The 23,346-nt window shown below is 45.1% G+C and carries 17 protein-coding genes; 15 read left to right on the top strand and 2 right to left on the bottom strand.

Annotated elements, in window-relative coordinates:
- Positions 1-2 precede the first annotated feature (2 nt).
- From PODO_RS23155 to dnaJ, 12 genes are all read left to right on the top strand, one after another.
- On the top strand, positions 3-1,808 hold the full coding sequence (locus tag PODO_RS23155; RefSeq protein WP_244886382.1) for a sensor histidine kinase: 1,806 nt from the start codon (positions 3-5) through the stop codon (positions 1,806-1,808).
- Positions 1,793-2,560 (top strand): response regulator transcription factor, encoded by a 768-nt coding sequence (locus PODO_RS23150; protein ID WP_036677509.1) that lies wholly within the window; start codon positions 1,793-1,795, stop codon positions 2,558-2,560. Before PODO_RS23155 ends, PODO_RS23150 begins: the two co-directional genes overlap by 16 nt.
- 95 nt (positions 2,561-2,655) lie before the next feature.
- The gene (locus PODO_RS23145; protein WP_038572941.1) at positions 2,656-3,960 is read left to right on the top strand and encodes an ABC transporter substrate-binding protein; all 1,305 of its coding nucleotides are present in this window, start codon (positions 2,656-2,658) and stop codon (positions 3,958-3,960) included.
- 91 nt (positions 3,961-4,051) lie between these two features.
- Positions 4,052-4,936, top strand: coding sequence for a carbohydrate ABC transporter permease (locus PODO_RS23140; RefSeq protein ID WP_232061438.1), 885 nt, complete (start codon positions 4,052-4,054; stop codon positions 4,934-4,936).
- Between the two features lie 63 nt (positions 4,937-4,999).
- Positions 5,000-5,827, top strand: a complete 828-nt coding sequence (locus PODO_RS23135; protein ID WP_038572939.1) for a carbohydrate ABC transporter permease — start codon at positions 5,000-5,002, stop codon at positions 5,825-5,827.
- A 19-nt stretch (positions 5,828-5,846) separates the two neighbouring features.
- Positions 5,847-8,123 carry an FAD-dependent oxidoreductase gene (locus PODO_RS23130; protein WP_038572937.1) on the top strand — a complete coding sequence of 759 codons (2,277 nt, stop codon included), beginning with the start codon at positions 5,847-5,849 and terminating at the stop codon, positions 8,121-8,123.
- Between the two features lie 185 nt (positions 8,124-8,308).
- A complete protein-coding gene (hemW, locus tag PODO_RS23125) occupies positions 8,309-9,481 on the top strand; it encodes a radical SAM family heme chaperone HemW (protein ID WP_038572935.1) in 1,173 nt (390 codons plus the stop codon).
- Between the two features lie 93 nt (positions 9,482-9,574).
- Entirely contained in the window at positions 9,575-10,066 is a 492-nt protein-coding gene (locus tag PODO_RS23120) for an N-acetyltransferase (protein ID WP_051490987.1), read from the top strand.
- Positions 10,067-10,169: 103 nt separating this feature from the next.
- Complete coding sequence (gene hrcA, locus PODO_RS23115) at positions 10,170-11,201, top strand: heat-inducible transcriptional repressor HrcA (protein WP_036677493.1); 1,032 nt, start codon at positions 10,170-10,172, stop codon at positions 11,199-11,201.
- Between the two features lie 48 nt (positions 11,202-11,249).
- Positions 11,250-11,831 (top strand): nucleotide exchange factor GrpE, encoded by a 582-nt coding sequence (grpE, locus tag PODO_RS23110; protein ID WP_036677491.1) that lies wholly within the window; start codon positions 11,250-11,252, stop codon positions 11,829-11,831.
- 175 nt (positions 11,832-12,006) lie between these two features.
- Complete coding sequence (gene dnaK / locus PODO_RS23105; protein WP_038572932.1) at positions 12,007-13,854, top strand: molecular chaperone DnaK; 1,848 nt, start codon at positions 12,007-12,009, stop codon at positions 13,852-13,854.
- Between the two features lie 253 nt (positions 13,855-14,107).
- Entirely contained in the window at positions 14,108-15,232 is a 1,125-nt protein-coding gene (gene dnaJ, locus PODO_RS23100; RefSeq protein WP_038572930.1) for a molecular chaperone DnaJ, read from the top strand.
- Between the two features lie 189 nt (positions 15,233-15,421).
- On the opposite strand, the gene PODO_RS31310 is transcribed toward dnaJ, so the two are convergent.
- Together PODO_RS31310 and PODO_RS32185 are read right to left on the bottom strand one after the other, a co-directional pair.
- Positions 15,422-15,616 carry a hypothetical protein gene (locus PODO_RS31310; RefSeq protein ID WP_155288180.1) on the bottom strand — a complete coding sequence of 65 codons (195 nt, stop codon included), beginning with the start codon at positions 15,614-15,616 and terminating at the stop codon, positions 15,422-15,424.
- A gap of 1,399 nt (positions 15,617-17,015) precedes the next feature.
- Positions 17,016-21,572, bottom strand: coding sequence for a S8 family serine peptidase (locus PODO_RS32185; RefSeq protein WP_038572928.1), 4,557 nt, complete (start codon positions 21,570-21,572; stop codon positions 17,016-17,018).
- 286 nt (positions 21,573-21,858) lie between these two features.
- On the opposite strand from PODO_RS32185, the gene PODO_RS23085 reads away from it, so the two are divergent.
- The 3 genes from PODO_RS23085 to PODO_RS23075 all read left to right on the top strand — a co-directional run bounded on the left by PODO_RS23085 (position 21,859) and on the right by PODO_RS23075 (position 22,903).
- Entirely contained in the window at positions 21,859-22,218 is a 360-nt protein-coding gene (locus PODO_RS23085; RefSeq protein ID WP_036683926.1) for a hypothetical protein, read from the top strand.
- Between the two features lie 36 nt (positions 22,219-22,254).
- The gene (locus PODO_RS23080; RefSeq protein WP_036683923.1) at positions 22,255-22,434 is read left to right on the top strand and encodes a YfhD family protein; all 180 of its coding nucleotides are present in this window, start codon (positions 22,255-22,257) and stop codon (positions 22,432-22,434) included.
- A 97-nt stretch (positions 22,435-22,531) separates the two neighbouring features.
- On the top strand, positions 22,532-22,903 hold the full coding sequence (locus PODO_RS23075) for a hypothetical protein (protein WP_036683921.1): 372 nt from the start codon (positions 22,532-22,534) through the stop codon (positions 22,901-22,903).
- Positions 22,904-23,346: the final 443 nt, after the last annotated feature.

Here is a 23,346-nt window from a genome sequence, read left to right as displayed (position 1 = left end):
TCGTGAAGCGAATATATTTGAAACTTACGCCAAGTACCTTTAAGAATCGGATTTTATTAGCTTTCTTGCTGTTGGTACTAACACCCATTGCCATACTCGTTCTATATAACTTTAAAGAGACAGAACGAATGCTGCAGGATAATGCGGAAACGAAGAACATAGAGCAGCTTATTGGTATTAAGAATGGTTTTGTTGATCTCATGAGTCTCGTGATGAAAACAGGGTCATTACTCGAACAAGATACGACGATTTTATCGATAATGAAGAATCCCGAGCAATCTGATGAAATCACGAGAAAAAAACTCGTTGAAAACAAGTTTGGAGCGATTGAAAATACATTCTTCATGAGTGGAGCGACGGTGTATTATACTTTAATCGACCTTCATGGAAACGCATACACTTCCTTTATGCCAAAGGAAACTTTGAGCTACGACGAAATCCAATCGGAGGATTGGGTTCAAGCATTGAAGCGAGAAGGAACGAATCGATATATATGGAATCCGAATGACAAGAATAATGTGGTCCGGGAAAGTACAACAAGTAAGAAAATGCTTAGTCTCTATGAAGTTATGCGTGACAATGATTTGAATATTTATGCCTATGCAAGATTAAGTATCGATTATGAGGAGTGGTTTACTAGATCAACGTTAGGGAGTAAACAGGAAGGGGCTTTATTTCTACTCGATGCCTTGGGGGGAGTGATGCTTAATCCCCTTAAGGATGAGGCTTTTTCCTCTGATATTGCGCAGAGTATTGTGAAGAGTGCCAACCAGCGGCAGACGGGGCGTGCTGCATCCATTGTCAACCCGAAGGAGGAAAGCTTATACACCTACAGCTACATCGAGGAGTTAAATGGCTATGTTGTTAAAAAGGTGCAGCTAGCACAGCTTTTTCTTGAAGTAGACAAGCAGAAACGACGGTTTTTTGGTGGATTTGGAATCATTCTGCTGCTATTTGTTCTATTAACTTATTTCATATCATCGACGATTACAGTGCCGCTTAAGAAGCTACAGAAGAAGATGGAAATGACCGCTAAGACGAATCTCAAAATGAAATTACCCGAGCAAGGGCGGGGAGAGATTCTTGCCCTGACTCAGAGTTTCAATATAATGATTCATGATTTAAATGAGCTGTTGCAGCGTCTTCAGCTTGAAGAAAAACAGAAGCAATTCGTTCGATTTCAGGTATTACTTTCGCAGATGAACCCGCATTTTCTACTAAATACATTGAATACGATAAAGAGCATTGCCTTAGATAAAGATGATGATGAAATTTATGGAATTTGTGTTGCACTAGGAAAAATATTGGAGACAACCTTAAATACTGAAGTGGATTTGATCCTGTTAAAGGATGAAATCGTACTAATAGAATCTTACATGGAGATACAGCGGCAACGTTTTGGACATGGGATTGAAATTCAATATGATATCAACGAGGAGCTGCAATACGCGTTAATCCCTAAATTTTGTCTGCAGCCCTTAATTGAAAATAGCTTGATTCACGGCTTCGGTCAGTCAGTAAAACAAGGGAGAATTGATATCTCCGCTAAGGTGACTGGACAACAGCTGTACCTGCAGGTTAGAGATAACGGCATGGGGATAGAAAGAGCACAGCTGAATAAGGCTACACGGAAACGTAAAGGAATCGGTGTTCAGAATATTAGGGAGAGCTTAGAGCTGTTGTTCAAGAATCAACGGACAGGTATGGACATTGTATCTTCGGATACAGGAACTGAAGTGATCATCCATTTTCCATTCCTTATTTCAAAACCTTACGATGGAGGTAAGCTCACATGTGGAGAACGTTAATTGTGGATGATGAACAACCTGCGGTTAAAAGTATACGGAAGCTATTCTTAAAGGCTGGAATCCCGTTTGAAATTATAGGTGAGGCGGAGAATGGAGAAGTAGGCTTGCAAATGATTCGTGAGCTTCAGCCTGATGTGGTAGTGACGGATATCAATATGCCGGTGATGGATGGGGTGAAGCTTCTTCAAATTGCGCGAGAGGAAGGCTTCGAATGCCGGTTTGTAATGTTGACCGCATTGAGTGAATTTGAATACGCCCGCCAGGCGCTCGTATTTGGGGCTTCGGATTACATTTTGAAGTTATCTTTAGATCTCCAAGGTTTGAAGCAGACCATGGGTAAGGTTCAGGCCGAGCTGGAGCGAATGGTGAAGATGAAGAAAGCCGATAAATGGTTTCCGGAGAAGCAACAAACGGGACCGACAGATCATGTGGAGATGAACAAAATTATAGCTTATATTGAAGAACATTATGCTGAGGACATCTCGCTCAAATCCATGTCAGAGTTGATCCGGATGGATGCCAGCTATATAAGTGACTTATTCAAGAAAAAGACAGGGAAAACGTTGACCAATTATATTCAAGAGCGTCGGATTCAGGCTGGGAAAATGCTGCTTGCAGAAACGAAGCTAACGATTAGCGAGATTGGGCAGCAGGTAGGCTTTGAGAACGATAATTATTTTATAAAAATCTTCAAAAAGTGGTGTGGTGTCACGCCAAATGAATTCCGTAAAGAACCAAAAAACGTTCTATAAGTTCCCAAATGTAGTTCATCCCCCAAAATCCGCTCTGATGATAAAGTTATAGATGTAGAGCACAACACATAATCCTTCCAAGGGGGAAGCTATCTATGAAGAAAAAGTGGTATCCTGCAGTGCTTTCTGTCTTATTAGCAGGTACGATGCTGGCTGGTTGTGGGAGTGGTGGAAGTAATGAGGCTCAGGGCAGTGCAAATGGAGAAACAGCAAAGGAGAAAATAAAGCTCACTATGTGGGGGGCAGTTCCTGCAGAAGCCGGGCCTCAAGCTGTAATTGATAACTGGAATAAAGATCATCCAGACATTCAGGTCGAGTATATCCGTAATGTAAATGACGATGCAGGCAACTTAAAGCTAGACACTGCATTGATGACCAATCAAAACATAGACCTTTTCATGAACTACGATCTTGCTCATTTACAGAAACGTATGGATGCAGGCGTTGCCTTGGATCTGAGCACGAAAACAGATTATGATATCGACAGCCAGATCGGCGAGGACGCAGCGATGTGGAAAATCAATGATAAGTACTATGGGATTCCTACAAAGAAAAACATGGCGTTTGTATGGTTGAACAAAGATATGCTGGATGCAGCAGGATTACCGATTCCTGCGGTGGACTGGACTTGGTCAGATCTTGAGGAGTATGCGAAGAAGCTAACGAAGCCTGGTGTGTACGGATTATTGCAGGCAGATTCCTCCTTCTCAACAACGATGGACGGTACGCTGGCTGGAATGGGTGTGAAACAGGCGGATGGTACCTCAAACTTTGGGAATGATCTCTGGAAACAGCACCTGGAAATATTGCATAACATGATGTTCGTAGACAAATCCACACCGGAATATGGGGAGCAGCTGACCAGTAAAATGCCGGTGGATACCATGTTCCTGCAAGGCAAAGCGGCAATGCTGGCAGCCGGTGAATTTATTTTTAGAAATGCGAACAACTTGAAGGACTATCCGCATGATTTCAAAACCGCGTTCGCCGCTATTCCAAAAGTGAATAAAGATCAAAAGGATTATAAATATTCGGGCGGTGTGGGTGACATGCTTGCTCTTAATGCAAAGTCCAAGAATCTGGATGCAGCTTGGGAGTTCGCAAAATGGTATGCGGATGGCGGTATGCTGCCAATGGCAAGCGGGGGTCGTATTCCAGCCTCTAAGAGTGTGGACAGTAAGGAAGCGATGAGCCTTCTCTTGAATGGTGTAGAAGACAAATATGATACAGATTCAATGAATAATATTGTATTCGGCAAATTCCCATCCTTCCAGCTAAATGTACCTCAACAAGCCATTGATGCACGTAAAGAAGAGTATGAAAAATACTTCTTAAATAAGCAAGATATTGATACCACGATGAAAAATATGCAAACCCGTTCGCAAGAGTTAATGAAATAAAGAAATAGCTGGCACAAAAGAGAAGGAGGAAGATTTCTTCGTTCTTCTCTTTCGTGTACCCATTTTTCAGCATACGAAAGGCGGCGATACCGTGAAGCGGAGAAGCTGGATGGACAGACAAGGCTGGATCGGCATGACTTTTATTCTCCCGAATATGATTGGTATTCTCTTATTCTTTGTGATTCCTGCAATCTTTTCCTTTGTCCTGATGTTTACGAATTATCAATTTTCAAATCCGAATTGGCAATTTACCGGGCTGGATAATCTCAAACGGTTGTTCCATGACGATAATTTCTATGCCTCGATCAAATATACGGTGATATTCCTGATATCGGTTCCAGTATCGATGGTGCTCGCTTTTATTGTGGCGCTATTTCTAAACCGCAGTGTGTATCTTAAAGGCGTATTACGTGGAATGTTTTTCTTACCGTATATCTCTAGTGGAGTAGCCGTTGCATTTGTCTGGATGCTGCTATTTCAGCCTTCACAGGGACCCATCAATGAACTGCTTCGCTGGATTGGCATAACATCGCCGCCAGGATGGTTTGCAGATACGGAAACCGCAATGTATGCCATTGATATCGTACAGATTTGGCTGATGCTTGGCTACAATATGATCATATATTTAGCAGCACTACAGGAAATTTCGACAGAACAGCTAGAAGCTGCCCGGATCGATGGTGCAAGCACATTCAAAACAACATGGAAAATTGTATGGCCTCTTGTTAGTCCAACAACTTTTTTATTAATGATTACCGGATTAATTATGACGATGAAATCGTTCTCGATTATTCAAGCCATTACGGCTGGAGGACCTAGCGGAAGTACGACGGTCTTATCACTATTCGTTTATAAAACAGCATTCAGTTATTACGATATGGGATACGCTTCAGTCATTTCATGGTTCTTGTTCGCCGTCATTCTCGTCATTACAGTCATTCAGTGGATCGGCCAAAAGCGCTGGGTTCATTACTAAATAACCCTACAAAGTGGAGCTTTGCGGGAGGCCCCGAAACCATAAATTAAAGGAGCAGGCGGTATGAATGAAAAAGCAGGAAACATGAAGGTGAAGCTGCCAGTGACGATCATCATGTTTGTTCTAGGACTATTTATGATTGTGCCTTTTCTATGGATGCTCAGCACATCTTTTCAGACACCTGCCGAGGTGTTTAACGAATGGCTGCCTTCATCTCTCAACTGGAGCAATCATATTCGGGTATGGACAGGAAGTTATGATTTTGTTCCGTATTATTTAAATTCACTTAAGATATCGATTATTGGAACTGCGGGAGCTGTGTTTCTATCTGCCCTTGCCGCTTACGGATTTTCACGTACTTCGTTTAAAGGGCGTGATGGCCTATTCGTCATATATCTATCCATGATGATGATTCCACCGCAGGTGCTTTTTGTTCCTAAGTTTATCATGTTTAACTGGGTTGGGATTTACAATACGCACTTGGCCCTAATCCTTCCAGCCATGTTCTCGATCTTCGGTGTATTTATGCTTCGGCAGTTCTTCATGGGCATTCCTAAGGAAATCACGGAATCTGCTTTTCTGGATGGAGCCGGGCATTACAGAATATTTTTCCGCTTAATTCTGCCATTAGCGAAGCCGGCAATCGCTACGTTTGCTATTCTTGATTTCTCCTGGCAATGGAATGATTATGAGAATGCGCTTGTATTTTTGCAGAGCCCTAAGCTATATACCATTCCGCTTGGATTGCAGAATTTTATTCTTGAGAACAATGTGGATTACAACGGGATGATGGCCGCTTCGTCGGCTGCGATCATTCCAATGATTGTTATCTTCTTCATAGGTCAGAAATATATTATTCAAGGGATTTCTAGCTCGGCTGTGAAAGGCTAACTATAGGAGGGATACTGACATGAGAACAGAAACGGTTAAATCCGATGTGACAGTGGTCGGGGGTGGACTTGCAGGGATGAACGCGGCGATTGCTGCAGCACGTCTTGGGTTAAAGGTAGCACTGGTACAGAATCGTCCTGTACTTGGTGGTAACTCGAGTTCAGAAGTTCGGGTTTGGGTATGTGGTGCAACAGGACATGGTGTAAATCGCTATGCACGTGAGACAGGCATTATGGGTGAGCTATTCATCGAGAATCAATACCGGAACCCGGAAGGGAATCCATATCTATGGGATCTAACCTTGCTCGAAGCGGTGAAGGCAGAATCGAATATCAGCTTGTTCCTAAATACCGATGTACGTGAAGTGGAAGCGGAAGGTGAGGCAGAGGAGCGTACGATTCAGAGTGTGACCGGCTGGATGATGGGATCTGAGCGTTTAATCACGTTCGAGAGCGATGCTTTCATCGATTGTACGGGTGATGGTTTAGTTGGCTTCCTAGCAGGAGCGGATTTCCGATTAGGACGTGAAGCCCGTCATGAATTTAATGAGGAATGGGCACCAGAAGTGCCTGATAATATTACATTAGGCAGTACATTATTATTTTATACACAGGATACTGGAAAACCGGTACGTTATGTAGCACCCTCATTCGCGAAGGATATTACAACAACGTCTATCCCGATCCGCCGGGTCATTCGGAGTGGGGATTCAGGCTGTCACTACTGGTGGATTGAGTGGGGCGGCGAGCTTGATACGGTGGATGAGAATGAACGTATACGTGATGAGCTATCCTCTGTTATTTATGGAATTTGGGATTATATCAAAAACTCAGGCCATTTTGATGCCGAGAATATGACGCTTGAATGGGTTGGCTCGATTCCGGGTAAACGTGAATACAGACGGTTTGTTGGCGATACGATTCTAACGCAAAATGATATTCTCGCGCAGCGTGAATTTGCAGACCGTATTGGATTTGGTGGCTGGTCGATTGATCTACATCCACCACAGGGGATGTACGCACAAGAGAGTGGCTCCAAGCATCTGCATGCGGACGGGATCTACCATATTCCATTTGGTTCGCTATATTCGAAGAATGTGCGGAATCTATTCTTCGCGGGTCGTAATATCAGTGCATCTCATGTGGCTTTTGGAACAACACGCGTTATGGCAACCTGTGCGATCATGGGTGAAGCAGCTGGAGCAGGTGCAGCTTTATCCGTCATCAAAGGTGTGACCCCACGTGAAATTCGCGAGCAGCATATGCATGAATTGCAACAGGTGATGTTAAAGCAAGATGCTTCGATTATTGGATTACGTAACGAGGATCCACTGGACCTCGCCAGAAAAAGCGAGATTCATGCATCCAGCACGATGAATGGTATCCTGCTGGATCGCCCAGCCGAAGCTTATGAGCTTTCTCATGATGTAGGGATTTTGTTTCCGGTTGAAGGAAGTATCCGTGGGTTAAGGCTGCTTGTGTCAGCAAGTATTCAGACGCAGCTGACCGTGGAGATCTGGACGACTGGACGCGCGGAAAATTACGTGCCGGCGGAGTGCAAACAGGTTGATGTTATAACAGTACAGGCTGGAGAGCAGCAATGGATTGAAGTTCCGATACAAGAGGAGAAATGTAGTCCAATCGGCGAATGTAATATCTTCGCTATTATTCGAGCTAATGAACACCTTCAATTGCATATTTCAGAAACCCCAATCACTGGTGTCATTACATTTGAGCGAGGTGCTAAATCCGTTGTTGATTCAGCGCTGGAGGATCATCAGCCAGATCAGCCGGTGATAGAGTGGAGCATGAAACAACTTGTACGCAGGCATTTCTGCTTTGCAGTAGAAACATCGGCATATGCTGCATCTAAAGTCATTGATGGATATGTTCGACCTTTCGCGGGACCGCATAGCTGGGTTTCTGAGCCGATGACCGCGGGTAGATCGGAGTGGGTAGAGGCGCGTCTCCCGGATGCTGCCCCAGTCTCCGAAATTCATTTCACCTTTAATGATGATGTCAATGAAGATCTCATCAACTTACATCACCATGAAACGCCATTTCTAGTGATTCCTGAACTGGTAAAGAACTATGATGTAGAGCTGCTCATTGATGGCGCGTGGCAAGTCATGCTCCGTGTCAAAGACAACCATCGCCGGAAGAATGTTCATCGATTAGAGAAGCCTGTCCTTACAGATGCTGTCCGGATCGTTATTCATGAAACTAACGGTGGAGTACATGCCGAACTTGTGGAAATGCGGATTTATCAAGAAGCAACGGCTTTGCCGACTTTATAGGGACGGTATCCGTTTCTGCGGGAAATACAAAATATATAGGATAACGTAAAACTTATACTTTCTTGTATTCTAAAATAGAGTTCATTTATAATTGAACGCCCTCGAAGGGAAGCCGTCAGGCTTCCCTTTTCTTGTTTTTTAGATTACACTATTCAAACGATATTTTTATATAAAGGAGACAGCTAATGACAACGAAGACTAATGGCCGTCCCCCTGAGGCTGTATACATTCATATCCCTTTTTGTACCAATAAGTGCTTTTATTGTGATTTTAATTCCTATGTACTCAAGGATCAGCCAGTTATGGATTATCTCGAAGCTTTGGATCGAGAGATGGAGCAGACCGTCAAGAACACCCCTCCGGGTGTTATCAAAACGATCTTCGTCGGCGGAGGCACACCCACTGTTTTAAAACCTGATGAAATGGCTTATTTCTTAAAGTCTGTTCGTACGCATTTCCCAAACTGGGATAAAGATATTGAGTTCTCTATGGAAGCTAACCCTGGAACAACGGATCTGGACAAGCTGACGGTTATGAAAGAAGGTGGCGTGAACCGGGTGAGCTTTGGCGTTCAAGCATTTCAGAACGAGCTGCTCACAGGCATCGGCCGGATTCATAATGTAGATGATGTATACCGGAGCTTAGAGAATGCACGTGCAGTTGGACTTAATAATCTTTCGGTTGACCTGATGTTTGGGTTGCCTAATCAAACTGTGGAGATGTTGGGCGAAAGTATCTGCAAGGCGTTGGAGCTGGATCTACCCCACTATTCTATTTACAGCTTGAAGGTGGAGGAGAATACTCTTTTTCACACGCTGTTTAATAAGAACAAGCTTCCTCTTCCTAATGAAGAAGATGAATTACAAATGTACCTCCTGTTGATGTCCTCTATGAAGGAAGCAGGTTACAATCAATACGAGATCAGTAACTTCGCAAAACCAGGAATGGAGAGCCGCCATAATATCACCTACTGGCGTAATGAAGATTATTATGGTCTAGGAGCAGGAGCACATGGATATGTGGGACGTCAGCGGCATATTAATGTTAAGGGCGTAAATCCATATGTAGAAGCCTCACGTAAAGGGCTGCCACGACTGGATGCATACCCAATCTCAGAAGCAGAAGCGATGGAAGACTTTATGATGGTCGGCTTGCGTATGCATGAGGGCGTCTCTAATGAAGCTTTTCAGGCGCAATTCGGGCGTTCAATAGAGGAAGTATTCGAGAAATCCTTGCATAAAATGCTGCATGCAGGGCTGTTGGAACAAGAAGCAGGGGTTTACCGACTCAGCAAGCAAGGAATCTTGTTTGGGAACGATGTTTTTGCTGAATTTGTAGGCGCCCTGACAGAAGTTTAATTTTAAAATACCCCTTGAATTGTAATTCACTCTGTTGTATATTTATTCATATTATCAACAGAGGGGTGAACCAAAGTGCTTGCCAAGACGGAAATGATTCGCCATTCGTCTCCAGCGGGAGACGCACAGGTGATTTGTAGAAATGCTGTGGTAGAAGACGTTGAGCCATTGTATCTAATGATAGAAGAGTATGCCCAGCGCGGCATCATGTTGCCCCGTTCCCGGCAGGCGCTGACACGCCAGATCGATCAATTCGTAGTTGCCGAAATCGAAGGCAGATTCGTAGGCTGTGGTTCACTTTTCAAGCTCGGGAATGATCTCGTAGAGATTCGTTCAATTGGATTGAATGATGAAGGCAAGGGTAAAGGCGTAGGCTCCATGATATTGGCGAAGCTGGTCGAGGAAGCTAGGAACCAGAAAATCCCAAAGGTAATGGCACTAACCTATGCTGTTGATTTTTTTCTTAGAAATGGATTTGAAGTCGTCCAGAAAGAGATTTTCCCTGAAAAAGTATGGACAGATTGCGTGAATTGTAAAAAGCAGCATGCCTGCGATGAAATAGCAGTGCTTAAGATACTGAACTGACTTGACAATGTCAATGTCAGTTTGGTATTTTTGTATTAGTGGTTAGCACTCATCTGAGTCGAGTGCTAACGAATCGGAGCCACAGCCGATAGGAGGGAATAACATGTTAACTGATCGCCAGAGAATGATACTAAATGCAATTGTGGATGATTATATTTCATCGGCAGAGCCAGTAGGATCTCGCAGCATTTCTAAACGGGGAGATGTAGGATACAGTCCGGCTACGATTCGAAATGAAATGGCTGACCTAGAGGATTTAGGTTATCTCGAGCAGCCTCATACATCGGCGGGAAGAATTCCTTCCCATAAAGGATACCGATATTATGTGGATCATTTGGTACCGTGGAATTCCGCCGAAACGGCAGAAATGGGCACGATCCGCGCTTTTTTTGCCGAGAAGCTAAATGCAATGGAGCAGGTAATCCAACATGCGGCGATGATTCTTTCCAATATGACGAATTATACTTCCATCCTGCTGGGACCGGAGGTTTTTCATACTTCATTGCGTCATTTTCAGTTGTTACCATTAGATGATACAACCGCTGTGGCCATTATCGTCACAAGTACGGGGCAAGTTGAGAATCGTACGGTGAACATTCCGCCGGAGATTTCTGTTTCCGAGATGGAGAAAGTGGTTAACCTACTGAATAGTAAACTGGTCAATGTACCACTCTATAAGCTGAAGACTCGGCTCTATTCCGAGCTTGGCGAAGAAATGCAGCGTCACATCTCACATTATGAAGAATTAATGCAGGTGCTGGACACCGCGCTGGAAAGCGATCAAGAGCAGCGCATCTATCTCAGCGGAGCAACGAATATGCTGACACAGCCTGAGTTCAAAGACGTAGACAAGGTGAAGAGTATTCTTGATCTGCTGGAAGAGACACCGACACTGCTCAAAATGCTGGCCCCTACAGTGGGTGGCACAGGTATTCAAGTACGAATAGGAACAGAAAACAATCACGAAGCGTTCGCTAACTGTAGTCTGATCACCGCCACTTATTCACTTGATGGGCAGGCACTAGGAAGCATTGGGATCCTTGGGCCGACCCGTATGGAATATGCAAGAGTGATGGGGATCTTGGGCATTTTATCCCGAGATTTGACAGCGATGCTGGCGCACTGGTATAAGTGAACAGAGTCAACATGATTTCGTGAATGATTTTAAGGAGGTGAAGACAACTTGAAAAAGGAACAAGTTCAAGATTCTAATGAATTCAAAGAGGAATTGATCAATGAGGAGCCTGTGGCTGAAGTAGTCTCAGATGCCGACTCATTTACAGCTGAAAACGTTAGTGAAGGTGCTTCAGATACAGGTGCTGAGGTGAAACGCCTACAGGATCTTGCTGATGAATATCAAGGTCGTGCACTGCGTGCACAAGCTGATTTTGATAACTTCCGTCGTCGTACCCAGAAGGAAAAAGAAGAGTTGGCTCAATATGCTACCTCCAAGCTCCTGACGGAATTGCTTTCCGTGCTGGACAATTTCGAGCGTGCGTTAGTCACTACTCCAGCTAATCCTGAATCCGAAGCTTTCGCGAAGGGCGTTAATATGATTTTCCGTCAGCTGGATGGGGTATTGAAGGCTGAGGGGCTTACAGCTATGGAAACAGTAGGACAGCCTTTTAATCCTGAATACCATCAGGCTATTATGCAGGTTGAGAGCGAGGAGTACGAAGAGGGTATCGTTACAGAAGAGGTTCAAAAGGGATATCTTCTGAAAGATAGAGTTCTTCGTCCGGCCATGGTCAAAGTCAGCATGTAGTCTGTCTATATAGGACGGGCAGTTTCTGCTCGCCATAAAGCAGCAGTGCTTTTGCCTACTATTTATCCGATTGCAGGCTGTTGCCCGGATAGTTTATTATCAATCGAATTTTTTTGATATTTTTATAAATTTATTGAGCTTAGGCTCCATATAACTTTAGAGGAGGCAAATTATTGTGAGTAAAGTTATCGGTATTGACTTAGGAACCACGAACTCTTGCGTTGCCGTTATGGAAGGCGGCGAAGCCGTAGTAATTCCAAACCCAGAAGGCGCGCGTACAACCCCTTCGGTTGTAGGCTTTAAGAAAGACGGCGAGCGTATCGTCGGTGAAACGGCTAAACGCCAAGCGATTACTAACCCTGATCGTACGATCAGCTCTGTTAAACGTCACATGGGTACTAACCATAAAGAAAGCATTGATGGTAAAGACTACTCCCCACAAGAAATTTCGGCAATGATTCTGCAAAAGCTGAAATCCGATGCAGAGGCTTATCTTGGCCAAACTGTTACTCAAGCAGTTATTACTGTTCCTGCTTATTTTAATGACAGCCAACGTCAAGCTACCAAAGATGCAGGTAAAATTGCAGGTTTGGAAGTTCTGCGTATTGTGAACGAGCCAACAGCAGCAGCTTTGGCATATGGTCTGGAGAAATCCGAAGATCAAACCATTCTAGTCTATGACCTTGGTGGCGGTACTTTTGACGTATCCATCCTTGAACTTGGTGATGGCTTCTTCGAAGTAAAAGCTACAAGCGGCGACAACAAGCTGGGTGGCGACGACTTTGACCAAGTGGTTATGGATTACCTGGTATCCGAATTCAAAAAAGAGCAAGGCATTGATCTGAGCAAAGATAAATCTGCTGTACAACGTTTGAAAGATGCAGCTGAAAAAGCGAAAAAAGAATTGTCAGGCGTACTGACAACAACTGTATCGCTTCCGTTCATCACTGTGGTTGATGGCGTACCTCAGCACTTAGAGATCAACTTGACTCGTGCGAAATTTGATGAACTGACTGCTGGTCTGGTAGAACGTACTTTGGGACCAACTCGTCAAGCATTGTCTGATGCTGGCATGACCCCTGCAGACCTTACTAGAATCGTTCTGGTTGGTGGTTCTACACGTATCCCAGCTGTACAAGATGCTATCAAAAAGCTTACTGGCAAAGAACCACACAAAGGTGTGAATCCGGATGAAGTAGTAGCTCTTGGTGCTGCTGTTCAAGCGGGTGTATTGACTGGTGATGTTAAAGACGTTGTATTGCTTGATGTAACTCCGCTTTCCCTGGGTATTGAAACTGCAGGTGGCGTGTTCACGAAGATGATCGAGCGTAATACTACGATTCCTACAAGCAAATCCCAAGTATTCTCAACCTTTGCTGACAACCAACCTAGCGTAGAGATTCACGTGCTGCAAGGTGAGCGTCAAATGGCAAATGGCAACAAGACACTGGGACGCTTCATGCTGAACGAGATTCCACCAGCACCACGTGGCGTGCCACAAATCGAAGTTTCTTTCGATATTGATGCCAACGGTATCGTAAATGTATCTGCAACAGATAAAGGCACGAACAAGAGCCAAAAAATCACTATCACTTCTTCCAGCGGCCTGAGCGACGCAGAAGTAGAACAAATGATGAAGGATGCCGAGCTTCACGCTGAGGAAGACCGTAAGCGTAAAGAACTGGTGGAAGCGAAGAACGGTGCTGACCAACTCGTGTATTCTACTGAAAAAGTAATTAAAGACCTTGGCGATAAAGCTGATGCTTCTGATGTTGAAAAAGCAAATGAAGCTAAAGATAAAGTTAAAGCAGCACTTGAAACTGACAATCTTGAAGAAATCAATGCAGCTACAGAAGCATTGACTGAGATTGTACAACAGTTGTCCATGAAGCTGTACGAACAAGCTGCTCAAGCTGAGCAAGGTGCTGAAGGTGGCGCTGGAGCCTCTGAAGGCGCTCCTAAAAAAGATAATGTAGTTGACGCTGACTATGAGGTTGTTGACGAAGATAAGAATCAAGGGTAACCTTATACGATAAGTGTAATAGGAAACTGATAAATTCTTATATAGTTAAGAAGGGAAGGTCAAAACCGGGTCATCCCGTGTTTTGACTTTCCTTTTGTAATATCAGACTGCACACTCTTTGCGAATGCGCCTTCTGATATTGTAAGAATAAACATCGCTGAATCTGGATGGTCAGATCCTGAGGTTTTATCGTATAATGGTTTGTTTGACAGGTAATAAGGAATTTGAGTATGTATGCACGGAGGTGAAAGCAGTGGCAGATAAACGCGATTATTATGAAGTGCTTGGCCTAAGTAGAGATGCTTCAGACGATGAGGTGAAAAAAGCGTACCGGAAATTGGCGCGCCAATATCACCCAGACGTGAATAAAGCAGATGACGCTGAAGCTAAGTTTAAGGAAGTAAAAGAAGCTTATGATGTTCTTAGTGATGGACAACAGCGAGCTAGATATGACCAATATGGCCATATTGACCCTAACCAAGGTATGGGCGGCTTCGGAGGCGGCGGTGGTGGCGACTTCGGAGGACTTGGTGATATCTTTGATATGTTCTTCGGAGGCGGCGGACGCCGTGATCCTAACGCACCGCAGCGCGGTGGGGATTTGCAGTATACCATGACCATTGAATTCAAGGAAGCAGTATTCGGCAAAGAAACCGATATTACTATTCCACGTACAGAAACTTGCGATACCTGCTACGGCTCCGGGGCTAAACCGGGCACTAAACCAGAGACTTGTTCCGTATGTCATGGTAGTGGACAACAGGAATTCGTACAGAATACACCGCTTGGACAGATGCGTAATCGTCGTCCTTGTTCACATTGCAGTGGTACAGGTAAGATTATTAAGGAAAAATGTACAACTTGCAGCGGACAGGGTAAAGTTAAAAAGCAACGCAAGATCCATGTGCGCATTCCTGCTGGTGTTGACGACGGTGCACAGCTGCGCATGACTGGCGAAGGTGAAGGCGGCTTACGCGGCGGTCCTGCGGGAGACTTGTATATTGTTATCCGTGTCAAATCGCATGATTTCTTCGTGCGTGAGAACGATGATATTATGTGCGAGGTTCCACTTACGTTTGCACAGGCAGCACTTGGTGATGAGATTGAAATTCCAACCTTAACCGAAAAAGTGAAGCTGAAGATTCCTGCCGGAACGCAAACAGGCACTTTCTTCCGCCTCAAAGGTAAAGGTGTTCCGCGTCTGCGCGGATCTGGCCAAGGTGATCAGCATGTACGAGTAATTGTTGTGACACCTAGCAAGCTCAATGAAGAGCAAAAAGAATTGCTGCGCCAGTTCGCTTCTCTGAACGGAGAAAACACACATGAACACGAACAGTCCTTCTTTGATCGTGTGAAACGTGCGTTTCGCGGGGACTGATATCCTAACTCATTCATTCAGTAAATGAATAGAAAAAAAAGATAGCAGAGCAGCGGTCCTCCCGTTATTGGGGGATCGCTGCTCTGTGTTTTTGTTTAGCATGAGATTATAGCAGGGCCAGTTAACTGACCCCATGCAATTCTTTGGTTGAGCTGTAATGCTGGAACCTGGGGAATTTTGCGAGCTTGGCTAACTCGGAAAACCCGGAAAAGCCTGGCAGCTCGTGGTGAACTCGGCAAGCCCGGTAACTCCGGTAACTCCGGTAACTCCGGTAACTCCGGTAAACCCCGCCGAACCTCTGAACCCGAATCCCGTCCCCGAACCCTGAACCGCGAACCCTGAACTGCGAACCGCGAACCCCGAATCCCGAACCCCGAACCGCAAACCGCGAACCGCGAACCGCGAACCGCGAACCCCGAACCCCGAACCCCGAACCCCGAACCCCGAACCCCGAACCCCGAACCCCGAACCCCGAACCCCGAACCCCGAACCGCGAACCGCGAACCGCGAACCGCGAACCCCGAACCCCGAACCGCGAACCCCGAACCCCGAACCCCGAACCCCGAACCCCGAACCCCGAACCCCGAACCGCGAACCCCGAACCCCGAACCCCGAACCCCGAACCCCGAACCCCGAACCCCGAACCCCGAACCCCGAACCCCGAACCCCGAACCCCGAACCCCGAACCCCGAACCCCGAACCGCGAACCCCGAACCCCGAACCCCGAACCCCGAACCCCGAACCCCGAACCCCGAACCCCGAACCCCGAACCCCGAACCCCGAACCCCGAACCCCGAACCCCGAACCCCGAACCCCGAACCCCGAACCCCGAACCCCGAACCCCGAACCCCGAACCCCGAACCCCCTGTAACCTTGAAACCCCCGACTGGTCTCCATCTTTTTTTAACACACTATCTGTTTTGAATTATCTACGTGGGCATGGTAAATGTCGCATAATCCAGCATTTAAGTGCAACTGCGTCCGATAGCGCCGAGAATAATCATCTGAGTGGATAGGACCCAAAAGATGCTGGAGGCATACGGACCCAGATGGCGCTATTTGCACATTTTTCTCCTTTTGAGCGAAGTTTCGGACTCCAGTGCAGCTATTGCCTAGAAAAGTGCTCATATTTGGTGTTTTTCGTGCTAATAGCGACTATGGGGTCCGTTGGCATGGCAAATATCGCATAATTCAGCGTTTAAGTGCAACTGAGTCCGATAGCGTTGAGTGTAATCATCTGAGTGGATAGGACCCAGAAGACGCTGGAGGCTTGCGGACTCAGCTGACGCTATTTGCACATTTTTCTCCTTTTGAGCGAAGTTTCGGACTCCAGTGCAGCTATTGCCTAGAAAAGTGCTCATATTTGGTGTTTTTCGTGCTAATAGCGACTATGGGGTCCGTTGGCATGGCAAATATCGCATAATTCAGCGTTTAAGTGCAACTGAGTCCGATAGCGTTGAGTGTAATCATCTGAGTGGATAGGACCCAGAAGACGCTGGAGGCATACGGACCCAGTTGGCGCTATTTGCACATTTTTCTCCTTTTGAGCGAAGTTTCGGACTCCAGTGCAGCTATTGCCCAGAAAAGCGCTTATATTTGGTGTTTTTCGTGCTAATAGCGACTATGGGGTCCGTTAGCATGGCAAATGTCGCATAATCCAGCATTTAAGTGCAACTGTGTCCGATAGTTGCCTCGTATGCGCCGCAGATGTGACCTAAAGCGAGAAAGCCCCAGCAGCCATCTGGCTGCTGGGGCTTTCTTTGAGAGTTCAACTAGATACTGTTTAAGAACGTAGGTCCTCGAACACGCGGCTCAGAATCGTTGCTGCCTGTGCCCGAGTCAGAGTACCTTGTGGATTGAAGTTGTCCGCGCCAACGCCCTTGAGATAACCTTTGCTTACCGCATAGGCTACGGCGTTACGTGCTTCTGCAGCGATGTTGTCGGCATCCTTAAAGCTCAAAGGAGTCTTAGCTACTGTAAGATCAGCACCTAGAGCTTCAGCAATGATAAGAGCTGCTTCTTCGCGAGTCAGCACATCACGTGAACCACTTTGTTTGATACGAGTATTCCAAGTGTCACCTTTTCCAAGTAGACGGTCGAAGAGCGTTAGTAGCTCCGCTTGATTTAAGGTGTCAGTAGGCTTGAAGCTGCCATCGGTTCCTTTGCCGGCAATGATACCATGAGCAACAAGAACTTCGATATCGCCTTTAGCCCAGTGAGTGCCGATATCCTTGAAGCTTACATTACGGAATGCAACGCTATAAGAGCCGTCGCCAGTAACTGTAAACTGTAGAATACCTTCTTTAGAGAAAGATCCAGGTTGCAGATAGGACCATTTATGATCCTTTGTTTCTGCATAGGCGGCAGTTTTTCGAGCATCACGTAGACTGCTGTCTTTTAGATTAAGCTGAAGGGTAATCGGCTTTCCGGTTGTCCAACCATTTTTAATGGTCAGAATGGAAGAACCAATATTGATCGCAGCTGAGCTTCCTGATAAGACTGCTGTATCGCTAGCATCAGCCAGACTTATCGTAAGCAACAAACCACTGCTGCTAATGAAATCCGGAAGGGTTGCCGCTGGAATAAGAACATTGAACCCACTACCGTTAAGGCTGAGTGCATTCTCCGATTTCTTCAACTGTTCGGCTTGCGCCGGGGTAAGAGTAATAACGACTTGGCTATACTTATTGAAATTCACATCGCTAAGATCAAGTACAGAAGTCTTATCTTTTGCATTCTGGATCGAATTTGTTAATGCAGCATCTAAGATGTTAAACACCGTTGAAGGTTTACCACCAGCTGGATCGGCTGTCTCTACTAGCTTCCCGGATTTCAAAGAAGGTCCAGGAGTGGGAGTGCTGGTTGCTGTAGATACATAGGTCTCAGAAGATGGAGAAGACGTAGGTGATGGTGTCGGTGTTGGCGTTTCTGTTGGGTCTGGCGTTGCTGATGGCGTTGCTGATGGTGTCGGTGTCGGTGTTGGCGTTGGTGTCGGTGTCGGTTTTTCAGGTGTGCTAACAGTTACACTTACTGTTCTCAAACCAGATGGGATAGTTGATGTTGTGGCATCATTCCAAATCTGGACATCATATAGCTCAAAGGAATAATCTCCTGCTGTTGCTGGTTCGAAGGTTATTTGGGCTAGTGAGCCAGAGCCGTGATAAGCACCTCCTGACAGATTGACACTATATTGTGTCAGTTTGTGGCCGTCTCCAAGGTCATACGTTTGTGAATATTCTGTAAGTGGAACACTAGAGAAATGCTCCTCTTGATACGTAACCAGCTGTACGCTTGGCTGGATTACCGGTGATTCAAGGGAATCATCGTATATGACACCGAATGAAGCCCCATAGACGCCATAAACCTCGTCTGTCACGGAATAATCTAAATCAACGGTCACAGATTGTCCTACTTCAATGGTGGATGCAGAAAGAGCCGGAGTTACTGTGAAAGTACCATCCCCTGTGCTATAAAGCAGCCGCTGAACGTAATCATCGTCGTCTGCACCATTCCCCACTTTATCGACCACGTGGACTTTGTACTCATTTAGCCCCTCGTTAACAGGAACATCAATGGTAAAGGCACCGTTATTTGCAATCACACCGCCAAATTTATAAGCATTCCCATCATAATGTTTGCCTTCGGCATATACGGTAAACCAGTTTCCAATAGGGTTTGTATTAGAAATATAATAGGCCATTAGGTCATCATCAATAAAACCACTAATTTGTGCCACGCCAGGATCGGTTGGCGCTTCGCGTTCATACTCCTCAATGGTGATGCCGGAAACTAGCGGCTTCTCGGTATCAATTGTGAATTCGGCCTTTTGTTTCTCGAGCAGTTGCCCATTGGGAAGCACAGGAATGATGTAGTAGTGACCATCTGCTAAAGTAGACTTGGCGGAGGTCTCCAGGTCTGTTAATGTTCCATCCCAATTTGGAACTTCGTATACGCCACGATAGATCTTCTCATCGATTGCATAAACTTCACCTAAAACTGTTGCAGGAGCATCTTTTGAAGAGGCAACGAAACTTATGCCTTCCAGCTCTTCATTGACAGAAAAGGTAAAGGTGGTGTCATCTGAGCGTCCATCACCATTAGGTGAAATTTGTGGACTTTCAAAAGAGAGCTGATTAATAGGTGCTACATTAAATTGGTCGCCTACAACAATGTTAAATGGCAGACGAAGGGTTTCTGTATCAGAGGTAAGTAACAGGATGCCTTCATATGCGCCCTCTTTTGCTATTTTAGATACATTGAGTGTAAATTGTGCATATTGATTTACCCCTGAAGTAACGCTGTGTGGTGCAAAATCAATACTAATATCACTAGGCACTTCTGTCAGCCATTTGGTGGACAGGGTGTATGTTTCTCCATTCCCTTTAAAGTCCTCTACATAGACAGCTTTCGTTACGGTAACACCCTTTGGCTGTAAGCCGAAGGATAAGGAACCTGTGTAATAAGGGATTTCAACAGTACCCGGAAGACCGCTGTTAAGGATCTCACCGACTTTAGCAATGGATTTAGCGTTTATCGACTTCTCCAGATTAATTAAACCTGCACCTTGTTGGTACAAGGAGTAAGAATTCCCATCACGTTTAAAAATAGGATCAGCATTGTTCATCAGCAGGGCTTTAATTTCATTTGGCTTCAGATCAGAGTTTTTACTCAGTAACAAAGCCACAGCTCCTACAACGTGTGGAGTTGCCATGCTAGTGCCATTTTTTAAGCCGAAAGCTTGGTCATAGTTCCCATCCCAGCTAGGGATCGTCGAGTTGATATTGACTCCGGGCGCTACAACATCAGGTTTTATTAGATAATCGGGCATCCCCGGACCCATAGAACTGAAGTTTGCTAACTGATTTACTTCAAGCGCTATATAGTAACTGATTATATCTTTAGCCGCAGCCATCTGAGTTTTTATTTTTTTGCCATCGGCTTGACTGATTCCGTAGGTAGGAATGTAATCCCCAGGCGCACCAAGGGTGGGGCTGATTTCACCAGGCTCATTATTGGCAATCAGCAAAAGCTTCGCACCAGCAGCTTTGGCATTAAGAGATTTGTCTGAGAAGCTCAGCGAGCCCCGATCGACAAGCACTACCTTATCTTTGACATCCAGATTTTTGTAATCGGAAGGACTTCCAAGACCAGCGAAAACGATCTTACTGCCAGCAATATTATCGATTAAATCTGGGGAGTAACTGGCTAATGTCCCGGGAATCTTTTTAACATCGCCAATATCAAAGAAAGGGGTATTTATCGGAGTAGTAGAAGCTCCAACACTAAGCGCGAGTTGGGCACCAGCGGGTTCGCCCAGTGTTCCTGCATCCGGTCCAGCGTTACCGGCGGCAACAATAACATTCACGCCCGATTTTACGGTATTGTCTATCGCGATTGAACTCGCGGAATAGCTTTGGTTGACACTAGAGCCTAGAGAAAGGTTAATAACATCTGCTCCGTCATCGACCGCTTTCTCAATACCCGCAATTACATCCGCTGTGGAACCAGATCCATAGGGACCAAGTACGCGATACGCATACAATTCTACCTCAGGTGCCACATCTAAAATTGTCCCGGCAACGTGTGTACCATGCGAGGTTTCGTAAGGAGTGCCTGCTCTTGGAGGGAAGTTAGCATCAGGGGCTGTTTCAGCCGGATCATCATCCTGATCATATACATCATAGCCGCCCTTATAATTATCTTTTAACAAAGGGTGATTCTTATCAATACCAGTATCGACAACCGCTACCTGTACATCTTTGCCTGTGTAACCTAAATCATGTAGTTTGTCCGCGCCTATTAGCTTACCGCTGTCTGAATAGGAACGTGTAGCAGGTAATGTCGCCACTTCAACACTGTCTTCTAGTGCATGTACTTCTTCATTCGGATAAATAGCCGCAACGCCTGGAAGCTCTAACAGCTTGTTTACTTGATTGGCTGGCAGCGTAATGGAATACCCGTTAAAAATCTCACTGTATTCAAAACCGATATCGGCATCGATTTTCTGTGTTGAGGAAATAAAGCTTTTATGCTCTGAGATAATTTTACTGCGTTGTGAGGAGACTGAGGATCGTAAAGAATAAGTTTTTGCCTCATTTACATACACACTGACTGGTTTATTAGTCAATTCCACAATCACTGAAACTGGTGCTGAACCTTTGAGTACTCCAGCATAGTTATGAGGGGTCACACTTTGAGACTGTACATCCGTAACCAGGGTTGAAGATTCAAGGGATGAGTTCGCAAATGCAGCTGATGGAAAAAGAACAGACACAGCCAGTCCGAAGCTTGCCGCTCCAATACCAAATCTTTGAATAGAGTGTTTAAAGGTACGTTTCAAATAAGTTCATCCTCCCAAATGAATTTTTTTGTATTGCATTGTGTGTCTGTGGTTCTCCTCCTCCATATAAAATGTAAAAAATTATGAAAATTAAATTTATTCTACAGCTATAACTTCAAATCGAATATACAACTTTAGTACCATATTGCAGCGAAGCGTTGAGGAAATTGTCGAATTCCCAGTAGATAAGTGGAATATAAGAAAATCAGAGCATAAAACAAGTGAAATTAAGACAATATAAATGAATGCAACAGATATCTGAATTTCAAGCGAGAGCGGGGATAAGATGTCGGAAAGATATATTTTGGCATATTTTAAAAGTCCAGAGGAAGCCGAAGGCGTCGCGCGCAAGCTTCGTGCACTTCGGGCCATTGAAGTTTCCATTGATCGCTTCAGTAGATATGGAGGTACCAGCTTTAGCTCAGGGGTAAATCCGGTGACAGGCAATGTGGCCAGAATGGACTCCATGACTGCTGAGCACGCACACACAGGCATACTTGCAGCTGCGGACACCAGCTCTAGCGGAATGAGTCATGGTGGTAACGGAGGTCCAACGGGGAGAGATATTTTGCTTACGGTTATTGTGCATACGGAGTCCTACGATCAGGCTCTGCGCTTAATTGAAGAAGCAGGCGGGATGGTCTGATCGGCACTTCATTAATAAGAAGAAAGGAGACGAACAATGGATAGAGAAAACTCACAAATCTTCTCCAAGACGGAGAAATTGAAAATGTTATACGAAGCTAAAGCAGAGGATGTAGAATTCTCGGCGGCGGAAGCCGATCTTGATGATATTGAAGCTCAGGATCGCGCACAAGAAGCGGACAAACGTCAGCTGAATGAGATTATGAAGAAAGAATAGCAGCTAAAAAAGCTAAGGCGGATACCTCACTTTGTGGGGTATTTTTGTGTTTGGGCATGTATAATTAGGGCGAAGAGCTTAAGTGTGGGGGGAGAAGATGGATAACGTTATTTTGTGGACAGGATTAGCCTTATTGATCGCACTATTAACCTATTTGAACCAGAAGCAGTTGTACTCTCCAAAAGTAAAACGGGCCTATCGTGAGTTGCGGGAGCTGACAGAGAAGGTTCGTATGGAGCGCTCTGAGGCGAGCGATTTGTATCGATGGGAAGCAGAATTAACCGAACTAGAGAATCATCCGAACGAACTGAATAAATTGGATGCCGAAATTAGGTTTCATCACGCATTTTTGTTATATCTTGAACGTCACTACCCTTCAGACCCAAGGATTATTGGTTTGAAGCAAGCTGACGCATATCAGAAGGATATGGTTCTGGGGATTAAAATAAAAGATTATAAATCCAATTAATAAGATACTTTTGACTGTACGTACAATGGGAGAAGGAATATATTCGCACAGGTCGCAGACAACTGCTGCATGAAGGGAAGGTAGACGTGGCTTGCTGCGCCGCAGCCTGGCTGGAGTGCATTTGATTTGGATGAACTGCGAAATTTTGCTGCGTGCTCGTAATGAGGGAATGACTGAAGTAGTGGTAAAATAAAGTTACGGAATAATAAAGTTGCTTTGTGGTTGGAATTTGAAAATGAAATTGAGAGTTGAACCCTAGCTGATATTTGTAGCTGGGTTTTTTTGTTATGAGATCAGAAAAATGAACTAAATTAGGGCAAGCTTTTAGCTTATAAGTAAGGCTACCGCTAAGAAGAATTTGGGCGTCTCATAGTCGACGTAGCTGTAGATGCATTTCTGTTGGAATTGGATATAATTTTCGGCATGATTGAGGTTGGAAAATG

The organism is Paenibacillus odorifer (genome assembly GCF_000758725.1).
Classification (GTDB): domain Bacteria; phylum Bacillota; class Bacilli; order Paenibacillales; family Paenibacillaceae; genus Paenibacillus_AQ; species Paenibacillus_AQ odorifer.
The sequence above is the reverse complement of the archived record's forward strand: the minus strand, read 5'-3'. Positions and strand labels throughout refer to the sequence as shown.